Genomic DNA, 14,709 nt, shown 5'->3' with positions numbered 1-14,709 from the left:
CCCGGAAGGACAACGATGACCCACATGGCACGCCGTATCGGAGCCCTCATCGCCCTCACCGTCGCCGCCCTGGCCGGTGTGGCGCACGCGCAGTCGGCGCACGGAGCGGCTTCGACGACGCGTGCCGACAGCGTCTGGCTGGCACCCGTCGACCCGCAGTCGGCCCCTGAGCCGAACCGGGCGACGGTGCCCGCCGACGAGCCGAACCGGACGGCACCGGCCGATGAGTCGGTCCAGGCCATCGCGCCGATGGACTCCGTCTGGTAGACGCCCCTCAGAGCCACCTGTCCAGGGGCTCGGGCGGCCTGCACTTTCCGTGGGGGGAAGCACTGTGCAGGCTGCCCGAGCCCCGCACCTGTGCCCGGAACCGGGCGCGGCGCGGGGTTCAGCCGAGGCGGGGGATCTCGATCGCCGGGCACTTGTCCATGACCATCTCCAGACCCGCCCCGCGCGTCCGCTCGTACGCCGCCTCGTCGACCACGCCGAGCTGGAACCACACCGCCTTCGCGCCGATCTCCACGGCCTCGTCGGCGACCCGGCCCGCCAGCTCGCTGTTGACGAAGACGTCGACGACGTCCACGGGGAAGGGGATGTCGGCGAGCGACGCGTATCCCTGTTCGCCGTGGACGGTCTCCGCCTTCGGGTGGACGGGGACGATCCGCTTGCCGAAGCGCTGCAGCACGTCGGCGACGCCGTACGCCGCCCGCGCCTGGTTCGATGAGAGGCCGACGACGGCCCAGGTGTCGCCGGACTCGGTGAGGATCGTGCGGACCGTGGCCTGGTCGCCGTACATGGCTGCCTCCTGTGAGCGGGTGCCGATGCTGTCACAACCTCCCGGCGCGCCCCGGGATTCCGCGGCCGGTCAGCCCACGTGGACGCGCGGCCGCCGCTCCGGATCGGACTCGGCGCGGCGCAGCACCTCGCGGGTGACCGGGGCGACCTCGCCGTCGCCGAAGACGAGGAAGCGCAGCAGATGGCTGACGGGATGGCCCTCGGTCCAGTTGAAGTAGGCGTGCGGCACCTCGCCCGTGCGGTCGCGCAGGTTCATCAGCACCGCCGCCACCGTGTTCGGCACACCGGGTCCGTGCACGCGCAGCCGCCGCACCCCGTGCTTCTCGTCGCCGTGCACGACGAGGTCCTCGGTGAAGTCGGAGGAGTCCTGGATGAAGACCTCCAGGAAGAGCAGGACGCCGTCGTCGGGGATGTGCGTGTCCTCGCGCTGCTCGCTCTCCTTGGCGCGGTACTCGGCGGTGGTGTGCTCCTGCGGCTCGTTGGCGATGACGCGCAGCGGGCCCAGCGCCGCCGCGTCGTCGATCAGCCGGACGGCCTCCTCGTCGTACGTCACCGCGCCCGCGCGCAGTTCGAAGGCGCGGTGGACGCGGGAGGCGAAGGAGGAGATCAGGATGGCGACGATGAAGATCAGGGCGATCTTGATGCCGTCGGGGCGCTCCACGACGTTCGTGACGAGGGTGTAGGCGAAGACGGCCGTGATCGCGCCGAAGCCGAGCGTCGCACCCCGGTGGCCGTGCCGGTGCACCGCGACCGTCGAGGCGAAGGACGCGGAGAGCATCAGCACCAGCACGCCGGTGGCGTAGGCGCCGGACTGGTCGTCGACGTTGGCGTTGAACCAGAGGGTGATGAAGACGGCCGTCGCCATGAAGACGAGGACCAGCGGGCGCACCGCCCGGGTCCACTCGGGCGCCATGCCGTAGCGCGGCAGATAGCGGGGGACGAGATTGAGCAGGCCCGCCATGGCGGAGGCGCCCGCGAACCACAGGATGGCGATGGTCGAGACGTCGTAGACCGTGCCGAAGCCCTCGCCCAGATAGGCGTGCGCGAGATAGGCGAGCGCCCGACCGTTCGCCGAACCGCCCGCCTTGAACTCGTCCTGCGGGATCAGGATCGTCGTGGCCAGGCTGGACAGCAGCAGGAAGCAGCTCATGATCAGCGCGGCCGTGGTCAGCAGCTTGCGGGTGTCGCGGATGCGGCCGGCGGGCTTGGCGTACGTGTCGTCGGGGCCGCCCTGGATCTGCGGCATCACCGCGACACCGGTCTCGAAGCCGGACATGCCGAGCGCCAGCTTCGGGAAGACGAGCAGCGCGACGCCGACCATCACGAACGGCGAGGAGTGCTCGGCCGTCATCGCGTCCCACCAGTTGGTGATCTTCACGGGCTGGGTCAGCACGTGGACGGCGGCCGTGATCAGCACCACCACGTTCATCGCGAGATAGGCGCCGACCAGGACGACGGCGACCCGGATGGCCTCCTTGAAGCCCTTCAGGAAGACCGCGCCGAGCGCCGCGAGCAGCACCAGCGTGATCCACAGGTTCGCGTCGTGCAGCCAGCCGGGGGCGAACGGGTTCTCCACGACGTGCGCCGCCGCGTCCGCCGCCGACAGGGTCATCGTGATCATGAAGTCGGTCGCGGCGAAGCCGAGCAGCACCAGCACGAACAGCTTGCCCGCCCACCACGGCAGCAGCCGCTCCAGCATCGCGATCGAGCCCTCGCCGTGCGGCGACTCCTTCGCGACCCGGCGGTACACGGGCAGTGCGCCGAGCAGCGTCAGCGCGATCAGCACCAGCGTCGCGAGCGGCGACAGCAGACCGGCCGCGAGCGCCGCGATGCCCGGCTGGTAGCCCAGCGTGGAGAAGTAGTCGACACCGGTCAGACACATCACGCGCCACCACTTGTGACCGCGGTGCTCCTCCGACACGCGTCCGTGGGGGCCCTGGTGGCGTGCCGTCCGCTCGCTCAGGCCCTCCAGCAGCCAGGACCGCCAGCGTGCGGTGCGGGCGGGTGGGGCGTCGGCCTGGGTGCCGGTCATGTGGGGGCTCTCTGTCGGGAGGCTCGGTGGTGTCGCCGGTCGCGTACGGGAATGCACTGCCCCGAGGCAGCCCGTTCATGACAGTGACGACGTGCGAGTATCCATCACATCGTCACCCGCCCACCGGGTGGGGGCGACCTCCGCCACACCTGCGAATAGGCTGGTCGGATGCAGGACGAGTACCGCACGGTGGCCCGCGAGGGCGTGCACGAGACAGAGATCAGCCGCTCCCGGTTCCTGTGCGCGCTCGCGCCCGCGGCGACCGAGGAGGAGGCACAGGCCTTCGTCGCGCGCGTCCGCAAGGAGCACCCGACGGCCTCGCACAACTGCTACGCGTACGTGATCGGCGCCGATGCCTCCGTGCAGAAGGCCAGCGACGACGGCGAGCCGGGCGGCACCGCGGGGGTGCCCATGCTCCAGATGCTCACCCGGCGCGAGATGCGCTACGTCGTCGCCGTCGTGACCCGCTACTTCGGCGGCGTGAAGCTGGGCGCGGGCGGGCTCATCCGGGCGTACGGCGGCGCGGTCGGGGAAGCGCTCGACACGCTCGGCACCGTCACCCGCCGCCGGTTCCGCCTCGCCACGGTGACCGTCGACCACGGCCGCGCCGGAAAGATGGAGAACGACCTGCGGGCCACCGGGCGCGAGGTGCGCGACGTGCGCTACGCGGAGGCCGTCACCATCGAGATCGGGCTGCCCGAGGGAGACGTGGAGCGGTTCCGGGCGTGGCTCGCGGACGTCAGCGCGGGGACCGCGGGCTTCGAGCTGGGCGGAGAGGCGTACGGCTGAGCTGTCCACGGCGTGGGCGGGTCTCGACGGATGTAGGCGGCACCTGATTCAATCGGCCCATGGACGCAGGACGGCACGACCTCACGCGACGACGCCATGTCGATCTCGCTCGGGTCAACAGCACCTCCTGTCGCGTCTCCGGCTGAGCCGGCTCTGATCGGTCCGGCCCGCATCTGATCCCCGCCGTGCCCAACGGCCGCTCCGACGCGCCCTGTTCCGTCACCGAGCGCGGGCCGGTGGCTGGTTCCCGCGCAGTTCCCCGCGCCCCTTGAACGAGCTCCGCTCGTCCGGGGGAGGCCGCGCGCAGCGCATGCCTCAGGGGCGCGGGGAACTGCGCGAGAAGCCCCACCGGCCCGCAGCCGGCCACGAACTCCCCACCCCGCAAAGGACACCCCCGTGCCCCTCCTCCTCACCCTCACCGGCAGCGCCTCCGCCCCCGGCACCTCCCGCACCGCCCACCTCGCGCGCGACCTCGGCACCCAACTCGCCGCCGGCCGCCACGAGATACGGCACCTCGACGTCCGCTCGCTGCCCGCCGAGGGGCTGCTGTCCGCCGACACCGCCGACCCCGACATCGCCGCGGCCGCCGCCCTCGTGGCCCGCGCCGACGCCCTGATCGTCGCCAGCCCCGTCTACAAGGCCGCCTACTCCGGCGTCCTGAAGACGTTCCTCGACCTGCTGCCGCAGTACGCGCTGCGCGGCAAGCCCGTGCTGCCGCTGGCCACCGGCGGCTCGCCCGCGCACGTCCTCGCCGTCGACTACGCGCTGCGGCCCGTCCTCACCTCGCTCGGCGCCGATGTCGCGCAGGGCTGGTTCGTCCTCGACCGGCACATCACCGTCGACGCGGACGGCGGTGTCACCCTCACCCCCGAGACGCGGGAGGCGCTCGCCCCGGTCCTCGGCCGCTTCCGCGACGCGCTGCCCACGGGCTCCCGTCTCGCCGCCGCCTGAGTCTCGTCGGCACCCTTCTTAACAAACCTTGAATTAAGTACTGTTGAAGCCCCCGGAGCGCCGACCGGGGGCTTTGCTGTGTTCAAGTCCTTGTGGGCGCAGACCCGTTGATGGTCATCTCGGTTTCATCTCTTGACGCCACTGGTGCAGACCTTTAGGTTCCCGTTCGCCACAGCTTCATGAATGCACCCGCTGTTCATCTCCATGAACACCCGTAACCCCCATCGACGGCCTCCCATGAAGGGCTGTGAACCCCCTATGTCCCCCCTGCCCAGATCTGCTCTCACGCGCTCGACCGCCGTACGCGCCGCGCTCGCCACCGTGCTGCTGACGGTGTCGGCGGGCGCGCTCGCCACGACCCCCGCCGCGGCGGCCACCGGCACCATCACCGGACTCGGCGGCAAGTGTCTCGACGTGGCGGCGGCCAGCTCCGCCAACGGCACCGCCGTCCAGCTCTACGACTGCAACGGAACCGCCGCACAACAGTGGACCGTCGGCACCGACGGCACGATCCGCGCCCTCGGCAAGTGCCTTGACGTCACCGGCAATTCGACCGCCAACGGAGCCAGGCTCCAGCTGTGGGACTGCGCCGGCGGCACCAACCAGAAGTGGACCGTCTCCGCCGCCCGCGACCTCGTCGGCCAGCAGTCCGGCAAGTGCGCGGACGTCACCGGCAACACCTCGGCGAACGGCACCCCCGTCCAGATCTGGAGCTGCACCGGCGCCGCGAACCAGAAGTGGACCGCGCCCAGCGGCGGCGGCACGCCTCCCGCGTCGGCGCCGATGGCCGTCGCCCCGTACCTCTACAACGGCTGGGGCAACCCGCCGAGCCCGACCACGATCATGAACGCCACCGGCGTCAAGTGGTTCACCCTCGCCTTCGTCCTCAGCAACGGCAGCTGCAACCCGCAGTGGGACGGCGGCCGCCCGCTGACCGGCGGCGTCGACCAGCAGACCATCAACACGGTGCGCGCGAACGGCGGCGACGTGGTCCCGTCGTTCGGCGGCTACAGCGGCAACAAGCTGGAGAGCTCCTGCACCAGCGCCAGTGCGCTGGCGGGCGCGTACCAGAAGGTCATCAACGCGTACGGGCTCAAGGCCATCGACATCGACCTGGAGGCCGACGCGTACAGCAACGGCACCGTGCAGCAGCGCACGGTGGACGCGCTGAAGACCGTCAAGGCCAACAACCCGGGCATCAAGGTGTACGTCACCATCGGCACGGGCCAGTCGGGACCCGACACCAGCCTGATCAACCGGGCCGCGAACTCCGGTCTCACCGTGGACAGTTGGACCATCATGCCGTTCGACTTCGGCGGCTCCGGCCAGAACATGGGCACGCTGACCACCAAGGCGGCCGAGGGCCTCAAGAACGCCCTCAAGAACGCGTACGGCTACAGCGACGACCAGGCCTACCGGGGCATGGGCATCTCGTCCATGAACGGGATCACCGACGACAACGAGACCGTCACCCCCGCCGACTTCCAGACCATCCTGGCCTACGCGCAGCAGCACCACCTCGCGCGCCTCACGTTCTGGTCGGCCAACCGCGACCGGCCCTGCTCCGGCGGCTACCCGAACGACGACACCTGCTCGGGCGTGTCCCAGAGCGCCTGGCAGTTCACCGGCATCTTCGCCAAGTACACCGGCTGACGGCCCACCCCCACAGGAGATCCCCGTGTCCAGATCCGTGCCCGGGTCCGCGCTCAGACGCCGGATACCGAGAGCCCTCACCGCGGTGGCGCTCGTCGCGACGACCGCCACCGGCATCGAGTTCGCCGCGCAGGCGCCGGCGAGCGCGCAGACCGAGGCGGCCGCCGCGCTCCCGACCGGCCCCACCACCGTGATCAACAAGGGCAGCGGCAAGTGCGTCGACGCCCGCGCCGCCGCCAGTGCCGACGGCACCGCGGTACAGCAGTACAGCTGCAACGGCAGCGCCGCGCAGACCTGGCAGCTGGTCGCCACCAGCGGCGGCTACTACCGCGTGAACAGCGGCCTCGACGCCACCAAGGCGTGGGACGTCACCGACGTGTCCACCGCCGACTCCGCGGCCGTCCAGCTGTGGACCTACTCCAGCGGCGCCAACCAGCAGTGGCTGCCCGTCGCCGAGGCCGACGGCTCGTACCACTTCGTCAACCGCAACAGCGGCAAGTGCCTCGACGTCCCCAGCGCCTCCACCGCCGACAGCGTGCAGCTCGCGCAGTACACCTGCAACGGCACCGCCGCGCAGTCCTTCACGCTCGGCGGCGGCGCGACGAACCCGCCCGGCACCCCGGACTTCGGCCCGAACGTGACGGTCTTCGACCCGTCGATGTCCGCCTCCAGCATCCAGTCCAAGCTGAACTCCGTCTTCGCCCAGCAGCAGACCAACCAGTTCGGCTCGGCCCGCCAGGCCCTGCTGTTCAAGCCCGGCACCTACAGCGCCGACGCCAACGTGGGCTTCTACACCCAGGTCGCGGGGCTAGGCCTGTCGCCCGACGACGTGACCATCAACGGCGCCGTGCACGCGGAGGCCGACTGGTTCCAGGGCAACGCCACGCAGAACTTCTGGCGCGACGCCGAGAACCTGTCGGTCAACCCGACCGGCGGCACCGACCGCTGGGCCGTCTCGCAGGCCGCGCCCTACCGGCGCATGCACGTGCGCGGCAACCTCGCGCTCGACGACGGCGGCTGGTCCAGCGGCGGCTTCATCTCCGACACCAAGGTCGACGGCCAGATCCGCTCCGGCTCGCAGCAGCAGTTCCTCACCCGCAACTCCCAGATGGCCAGCTGGTCGGGGTCGAACTGGAACATGGTCTTCGTCGGCGACCAGGGCGCACCCGCCCAGTCCTTCCCGACGTACACCAACGTCGCGAGCACCCCGACGATCCGCGAGAAGCCGTTCCTCTACGTGGACGGGGCGGGCGCCTACAAGGTGTTCGTGCCCGCGCTGCGGTCGAACGCGGTGGGCACCACGTGGAGCGGCAAGACCCCGGCGGGCACCTCGCTGCCGCTCGACCAGTTCTTCATCGTCAAGCCCGGCGCCACCGCCGCCGACATGAACGCGGCCCTCGCCGCGGGCAAGAACCTGCTGGTCACCCCGGGCGTCTACCACCTCAACCAGACGCTGAACGTCACCCGCCCCGACACGGTCGTCCTCGGCATGGGCCTCGCCACCCTCGTCCCGGACGGCGGGATCACCGCGATCAGCACCGCCGACGTGGACGGCATCCAGCTGGCCGGCCTGCTCGTCGACGCGGGCACCACCAACTCCCAGACCCTGGTGCGGATCGGCCCCGACGGCTCCTCCGCGAACCACGCGGCCGACCCCATCCAGCTGTCCGACTTCTTCGTCCGGATCGGCGGCGCCACCGTCGGCAAGGCGACCAACTCCCTGGTCGTCAACAGCCCGAACACGGTCATCGACCACACCTGGATCTGGCGGGCCGACCACGGCAACGGCGGCACGGTCGGCTGGACCAGCAACACCGCCGACACCGGGCTCATCGTCAACGGCGCCGACGTCACCGCGTACGGCCTGTTCGTCGAGCACTTCCAGAAGACCCAGGTCGTCTGGAACGGCAACGGCGGCCGCACGTACTTCTTCCAGAACGAGATGCCCTACGACCCGCCCAACCAGGCCGCCTGGATGAACGGCAGCGGCAAGGGATATCCCGCCTACAAGGTGGCCAACTCCGTGACCAGCCACGAGGCGTGGGGGCTCGGCAGCTACTGCTACTTCAGCACCAACTCCAGCGTCGTCGCCGACCGCGCCTTCGAGGTGCCCAACACCTCCGGGGTCAAGTTCCACGACATGGTCACCGTCTCGCTCGGCGGCACCGGCACCATCAGCCACGTCATCAACAACACCGGCGGACCGTCCAACTCCAGCAGCAACGTCGCCTACCTCACCAACTACCCGTAAACCGGAGCGAGAGGACCGATCGACAGATGCACACCATCAGATCCGGATCCGCCCGCACGGCCCTGCGGATCCTCCTGCTGCTCGCGGCCCTGCTCGGGCTCGCGGCACCGCCCGCCGCACACGCGAGCAGCGCGGCGGCCCCCTTCAAGGTGCTCGGTCTCTACAGCGGAACCTGGGACGCGGCGCACATCGACTTCGAGAAGGAGGCCAACGACTGGCTTCCGAAGCAGGCCGCCGCGAACGGCTTCACCTACACCGCCAGCAACGACTGGAACCTGCTCGCCAACGGCGGCGTCAACGCCTACCAGGTCGTCCTGTTCCTCGACGACCTGCCGCAGACCGCCGCCCAGCGCACCGGGTTCGAGAACTACATGCGCGGCGGCGGCGCCTGGATGGGCTTCCACGTCTCGGCCTTCACCACGAACGCGGCGGGCTGGTCCTGGTACCACAACCAGTTCCTCGGCAGCGGCAACTTCAAGTCCAACACCTGGGGCCCGACATCCGCGACCCTCAAGGTCGAGGACCGCACCCACCCGTCCACCGTGAACCTGCCCGCCACGTTCACCTCGTCGGTCAGCGAGTGGTACAGCTGGTCCAACGACCTGCGGCAGAACCCGGACATCAAGATCCTCGCCTCGGTCGACCCCAGCAGCTTCCCGCTGGGCACCGACCCCAACCAGTCCTGGTACAGCGGCTACTACCCGATCCTGTGGACCAACACGAAGTACAAGATGCTGTACGCGAACTTCGGCCACAACGCGATGAACTACGACACCAACACCCGCACGTCGTCGACGTTCGCCAGCGCGACCCAGAACCGGTTCCTGCTCGACGGGCTGAAGTGGCTCGGCGGCGCCGGCGGCACCACACCGCCGGACGACACGCTCTCCGAGACGGCCTGGTACTCCCTGAAGAACGTCGGCAACGGCACCTGCGTCGACGCCCGCGCGGCCGCCACGGCCAACGGGACCGCCATCCAGCAGTACGCCTGCAACGGCACCCAGGCGCAGCAGTTCCGGCTCGCCGCGACCGACGCCGGATACCGGCGCGTCGGAGTGCGCCCGAACCCGCAGCAGGTCATCGACGTGACCGGCGTCTCGTCCGCCGACAACGCGCCGCTCCAGCTGTGGGCGTACACAGGCGGACAGAACCAGCAGTGGCTCCCCGTGAAGGAGGCCGCCGGGAGGTATCACTTCACCGCCCGGCACAGCGGCAAATGCCTCACCGCCGCGACCGCCGCCACCAACAGCCCGCAGCTCATCCAGCGCGCCTGTGACGGCTCCGCCGCGCAGAGCTTCACGGTGACCGCCGGCTGACGCGTGACACATGTCACGGTGCGGGGCGCCCGATGAGGGCGTTCCGCACGTGATGTCCGACCCAGCGGCTAGCCTCGTGTCCCATGAGGCTGCTGCACACGTCCGACTGGCATCTGGGGCGCGCGTTCCACCGGGTGAACATGCTCGGCGCCCAGGCCGCGTTCATCGGCCACCTCGTCGACACCGTGCGCGAACGCGAGGTCGACGCGGTGGTCGTGTCGGGCGACGTGTACGACCGGGCCGTGCCGCCGCTGGCCGCCGTCGAGCTGTACGACGACGTGCTGCACCGCCTCGCCGACCTCGGCGTACCCACCGTGATGATCTCCGGGAACCACGACTCGGCGCGCCGCCTCGGCGTCGGCGCCGGACTCATCGGCCGCGCCGGGATCCACCTGCGCACCGAGGCGGCCCGGTGCGGCGAGGCCGTCGTGCTCGCCGACGACCACGGGGACGTGGCGTTCTACGGGCTGCCGTACCTGGAGCCCGCACTGGTGAAGGACGAGTTCGCGGTCGAGAAGGCCGGCCACGAGCAGGTACTCGCCGCGGCCATGGAGCGGGTGCGGGCGGACCTCGCCGACCGCCCGGCCGGAACCCGGTCCGTCGTCCTCGCCCACGCCTTCGTCACCGGCGGCGCGCCGAGCGACAGCGAGCGGGACATCACCGTCGGCGGCGTCGCGGCCGTCCCCGCGGGCGTCTTCGACGGCGTCGACTACGTGGCCCTCGGGCATCTGCACGGCAGCCAGGTCATCTCCGAGCGGGTCCGCTACTCCGGCTCCCCGCTCCCGTACTCCTTCTCCGAGGCCGACCACCGCAAGAGCATGTGGCTGATCGACCTGGCCGCCGACGGCGCGGTGAGCGCCGAGCGCCTGGACTGCCCGGTGCCCCGGCCGCTCGCCCGGATCCGCGGCGACCTGGAGGAACTGCTCGCCGACGCCTCCCTCGCGCGGCACGAGGAGTCCTGGGTGGAGGCCACCCTCACCGACGCGGTGCGCCCCGACGACCCGATGGCCCGGCTCACCGAGCGCTTCCCGCACACCCTCAGCCTGCTCTTCGACCCGCGCAGGACCGAGACCGAACCGGACGCCAGTTATGCGGAGCGCCTCAAGGGGCGCGACGACCACGAGATCGCGGAGGACTTCGTGACCCATGTCCGGGGCACCGGGCCCGACGAGGACGAGCGGACGGTGCTGCGCGCCGCGTTCGACGCCGTACGGACCGACGCCTTCGAGAACGAGGTGCACGAGCGCGAGGGAGCCCGGTGAGACTGCACACCCTGCGCATCACGGCGTTCGGCCCCTTCGGCGGCAGCCAGGAGGTCGACTTCGACGCCCTGTCGTCGGCCGGCCTGTTCCTGCTGCACGGCCCGACCGGCGCCGGCAAGACCTCCGTCCTCGACGCGGTCTGCTACGCGCTGTACGGGTCGGTGCCCGGCGCCCGGCAGAGCGCGGCCGGCCAGGGCCAGAACTTGCGCAGCGACCACGCCGAGCCCGGGGTGCGCACCGAGGTCCGCCTCGACGTGACCGTCGCGGGCCGCCGGCTCGAACTCACCCGGCAGCCGCCCTTCGCCCGCCCCAAGAAGCGCGGCATCGGATTCACGACGGAGAAGGCGCAGAGCTGGCTGCGCGAGTACGACGCCGTGGCGGGGGAGTGGAAGGACCTCAGCCGCTCCCACCAGGAGATCGGCGAGGAGATCACCCAGCTGCTCGGGATGAGCAAGGACCAGTTCTGCCAGGTCGTGCTGCTCCCGCAGGGCGACTTCGCCCGCTTCCTGCGCGCCGACGCCGAGGCCCGCGGCAAGCTGCTCGGCCGGCTCTTCGACACGCGCCGGTTCGCCGCCGTCGAGCAGCGGCTCGCCGAGGACCGGCGCGCCGCCGAGAAGCGGGTGACGGCCGGCGACGCCGAGCTGCTCGCCGACGCGCACCGGATGCAGCAGGCCGCCGGGGACGTGGTGGAGACACCGCCCGTCGACGCGGCACCCGGCGACCCCGGCGTCGCCGAGGCCGTCCTCGGCTGGGCCGCCGTCGCCCGGTCCACGGCCCGCGAGCACTACACGCACGCCCATCTCGCCCTGAGCGCCGCCGAGTCGGCGAGCGCCGCGGCCCGCCGCGCCCACGCCGACGCCCAGGAGACGGACCGCCTCCAGCGCCGCTTCGCCCAGGCCGAGACCCGGGCGGCCGCGCTGGCCGAGCAGGAGGCCGAGCTGCGGGCGGTGCGCGAGCGGATGGAGCGGGGCCGCAAGGCGGCCGCCGTCGCCCCCGCGCTCGACCTGCGCGAGGCCGCCGACGCCGAGCACCGCGCCGCGCTCCGCGAGGAGACACGGGCCCGGACCGCACTGCGCGCCGAGACCGGCACGGTGCCGGACGCGCCCGCGGCCCTGAAGGACGCGGCCGACGCGGGACCCGGCGCGCTCGCCGAGGCCACACGGCGTGTCGCCCAGGAACTCGGCGGGCTCGACGCGGCGCGCCGGGCCGAGCGGCGCCTCGCCGTCCTCGGCCGGGAGCGCGCGGACCTCGACCGGGAGGAGCGCGCCGACACCGAACTCCTCGACGAGGCCGAGCAGTGGCTCGCCCGGTGGGACACCCGCCGTACCGAGCTGCAGGACGGGGTCGACCGGGCCCAGGAGGCCACGACCCGGGCCGAGCACCTCGCCGGGCAGCTGGAGCCCGCTCTGCGGCAGGCCCGCGCCGCCCGCGAGCGCGACCGGCTCGCCGAGCAGGCCGACACCGCGCGGGACGACGCCCTGCGCGCCCGCCAGGAGGCGGCCCGCGCCCACGAGCACTGGCTCGGCCTGAAGGAGCAGCGACTGCGCGGCATCGCCGCCGAACTCGCCGAGGAGCTGCGGGACGGCGCACCCTGCGCCGTGTGCGGCGCCACCGAGCACCCGGCGCCCCAGCGGAGGTCGGCGGGCCACGTCGACCGCGCCGCCGAGGAGGCCGCGCTCGCCGCCCACCGCGCCGCCGAGGACCGGCACACCGAGGCCGAGCGCCGCTCCGGCGTCGTCCGCGAGGAGCTGGCCGCGGCGAAGGCCGCCGCCGGTGCCGCCCCCGCCGGGGAACTCGCCGACGCGGCCCGCGCACTGCAAGATCGACACGCCGAGGCCCGCGCCGAGGCGTCCGCCCTGCACGCGGCCCGCGAGACGCTGGCACACGCCCAGAGCGAGCACGACCGCAGGCTCACCACCCGCCAGGAAGCGGCCACCCGGGCCGCCGGCCGCGCCTCGACGCGTGAGTCGCTGGAGCGTGAACAGGCGAACCTGGAGAGCGAGTTGGCGCAGGCGCGCGGCACCGCGGTGAGCGTCGAGGCCCGCGCCGCCCAGCTGGAGCGGCTCGTGGACGTGCTCGGCGCGGCGGCCGACGCGGCCCGCGCCGTCGAGGACACCGCGCAGCGCCTGAAGGACGCCGACGCGCGACTCGCCGACGCCGCGTTCAAGGCAGGCTTCGACACCCCGGAGGCCGCGGCCGCCGCCCAGCTCGACGACGCACGCCACCGCGAGCTGCAGCACCGCCTGGACGCCTGGCAGTCCGAGGACGCCGCGGTCCGCGCGATCCTCGCCGAGGAGGAGACCGCGGCCGCCGCCCGCGAACCGGCGGCCGACGTCGCCGCCGCCCACCGCGCGGCCGAGGCCGCCGACACACGCGTGCGGGCCGCGGGCTCCGCGCGGGACGCGGCCGAGCGCCGCTGCGCCGACCTCGACCGGCTGTCCCGCCGCGCCGCCACCGAGGCCCGCCGCCTCGGCCCGCTGCGCACCACGTACAACCGTGTGGCCCGGCTCGCCGCCCTCGCGGCCGGTACCGCCGCGGACAACGAACGCAAGATGCGCCTGGAGTCCTACGTCCTCGCCGCCCGCCTGGAACAGGTGGCGGCCGCGGCGACCGCGCGCCTGAGCTGCATGTCGTCCGGGCGCTACACGCTCGTCCACTCCGACTCCCTCGCCGGGCGCGGCAGATCCGGTCTCGGGCTGCACGTCGTCGACGCGTGGACGGGCCGCGAGCGGGACACGGCGACGCTCTCCGGCGGCGAGACGTTCTTCGCGTCGCTCGCCCTGGCCCTCGGCCTCGCCGACGTCGTCACGGACGAGGCGGGCGGCGTCCGGCTCGACACCCTCTTCATCGACGAGGGCTTCGGCAGCCTCGACGACCAGACCCTCGACGACGTGCTCGACGTCCTCGACTCGCTGCGCGAACGCGACCGCAGCGTCGGCATCGTCAGCCACGTCGGCGACCTGCGCCGCCGCGTCCACGCCCAGCTGGAGATCGTGAAGGGACGGGACGGATCGGAGGTCCGGCAGCAGGGCGCCCCGTAGGGGCGCGGGGCGGCCGGGTACCGGCTCAGCGCCCGAGCGCCCGGCGCGGCAGCGGCGACGAGTACACCACGCTCGTCGTCACCGACCCCAGCGTGCCGATCTTCCCGGAGACCTCCTCCAGGTGCCGCATCGACCGCGCCGCGACCTTGATGACGAAACAGTCGTCGCCCGTGACGTGGTGCGCCTCCAGGACCTCCGGGGTCACGGCGACGAGATCGTGGAACGGCTTGTAGTTCCCGTTCGGGTACCTGAGCCGGACGAACGCCAGGATCGGCAGACCGAGCCGCTCGGGGACGACCACGGCCGAGTACCCCGCGATCACCCCCGACTCCTCCAGCCGCCGCACCCGCTCCGTCACGGCACTCGCGGACATGGACACGGCCCGCGCCAGCTCGGCGTAGCTGGCGCGGCCCTCGCTCTGGAGAACCCGCAGAATGTGCCAGTCCGTGGCATCGGGCACGTACGGCGGCGCATCGTCAGGGGAATCGTCGGTCATGACCCAGAGCTAACCGGGGAATCATCGGCAGAGCAAGCGGGATACCGGGGATCGGCCCTTCAGCGAAACGGTCCTCGCCCGTAGATTTCTGGTCAGGGAGAGCGCGAGCGCGCCCCCCGGAGAGGA

At 72.2% G+C, this 14,709-nt stretch carries 11 protein-coding genes; 8 read left to right on the top strand and 3 right to left on the bottom strand.

Annotated elements, in window-relative coordinates; translation table 11 throughout:
- Nucleotides 1–24: 24 nt before the first annotated feature.
- Nucleotides 25–267 (top strand): hypothetical protein, encoded by a 243-nt coding sequence (locus ABII15_RS05505; RefSeq protein ID WP_353941142.1) that lies wholly within the window; start codon nt 25–27, stop codon nt 265–267.
- Between the two features lie 118 nt (nt 268–385).
- On the opposite strand, the gene ABII15_RS05500 is transcribed toward ABII15_RS05505, so the two are convergent.
- The gene (locus ABII15_RS05500) at nt 386–793 is read right to left on the bottom strand and encodes a CoA-binding protein (protein ID WP_353941141.1); all 408 of its coding nucleotides are present in this window, start codon (nt 791–793) and stop codon (nt 386–388) included.
- 69 nt (nt 794–862) lie between these two features.
- A complete protein-coding gene (locus ABII15_RS05495; RefSeq protein ID WP_353941140.1) occupies nt 863–2,824 on the bottom strand; it encodes an amino acid transporter in 1,962 nt (653 codons plus the stop codon).
- 168 nt (nt 2,825–2,992) lie between these two features.
- Here ABII15_RS05495 and ABII15_RS05490 point away from each other — a divergent pair, with 168 nt between their 5' ends.
- The 7 genes from ABII15_RS05490 (at nt 2,993) to ABII15_RS05460 (ending at nt 14,087) form a co-directional block, all read left to right on the top strand.
- Complete coding sequence (locus tag ABII15_RS05490; protein ID WP_353941139.1) at nt 2,993–3,613, top strand: YigZ family protein; 621 nt, start codon at nt 2,993–2,995, stop codon at nt 3,611–3,613.
- Nucleotides 3,614–4,009: 396 nt separating this feature from the next.
- Nucleotides 4,010–4,564, top strand: a complete 555-nt coding sequence (gene ssuE / locus ABII15_RS05485; RefSeq protein WP_353941138.1) for an NADPH-dependent FMN reductase — start codon at nt 4,010–4,012, stop codon at nt 4,562–4,564.
- Between the two features lie 258 nt (nt 4,565–4,822).
- Nucleotides 4,823–6,217, top strand: a complete 1,395-nt coding sequence (locus ABII15_RS05480) for a lectin (protein ID WP_353941137.1) — start codon at nt 4,823–4,825, stop codon at nt 6,215–6,217.
- A 115-nt stretch (nt 6,218–6,332) separates the two neighbouring features.
- Entirely contained in the window at nt 6,333–8,468 is a 2,136-nt protein-coding gene (locus tag ABII15_RS05475; RefSeq protein ID WP_353946966.1) for an RICIN domain-containing protein, read from the top strand.
- Between the two features lie 26 nt (nt 8,469–8,494).
- Nucleotides 8,495–9,784 carry a ThuA domain-containing protein gene (locus ABII15_RS05470; RefSeq protein WP_353941136.1) on the top strand — a complete coding sequence of 430 codons (1,290 nt, stop codon included), beginning with the start codon at nt 8,495–8,497 and terminating at the stop codon, nt 9,782–9,784.
- Nucleotides 9,785–9,867: 83 nt separating this feature from the next.
- A complete protein-coding gene (locus tag ABII15_RS05465) occupies nt 9,868–11,046 on the top strand; it encodes an exonuclease SbcCD subunit D (protein WP_353941135.1) in 1,179 nt (392 codons plus the stop codon).
- On the top strand, nt 11,043–14,087 hold the full coding sequence (locus ABII15_RS05460) for an SMC family ATPase (RefSeq protein ID WP_353941134.1): 3,045 nt from the start codon (nt 11,043–11,045) through the stop codon (nt 14,085–14,087). Before ABII15_RS05465 ends, ABII15_RS05460 begins: the two co-directional genes overlap by 4 nt.
- A gap of 25 nt (nt 14,088–14,112) precedes the next feature.
- Here ABII15_RS05460 and ABII15_RS05455 read toward each other — a convergent pair whose 3' ends face one another.
- Nucleotides 14,113–14,583 (bottom strand): Lrp/AsnC family transcriptional regulator, encoded by a 471-nt coding sequence (locus tag ABII15_RS05455; protein ID WP_353941133.1) that lies wholly within the window; start codon nt 14,581–14,583, stop codon nt 14,113–14,115.
- Nucleotides 14,584–14,709: the final 126 nt, after the last annotated feature.

It is taken from the genome of Streptomyces sp. HUAS MG91 (genome assembly GCF_040529335.1).
GTDB classification, from domain to species: Bacteria; Actinomycetota; Actinomycetes; order Streptomycetales; family Streptomycetaceae; genus Streptomyces; species Streptomyces tabacisoli.
Note: the sequence above shows the minus strand (reverse complement) of the source record. Positions and strands in the feature narration are given on the sequence as shown.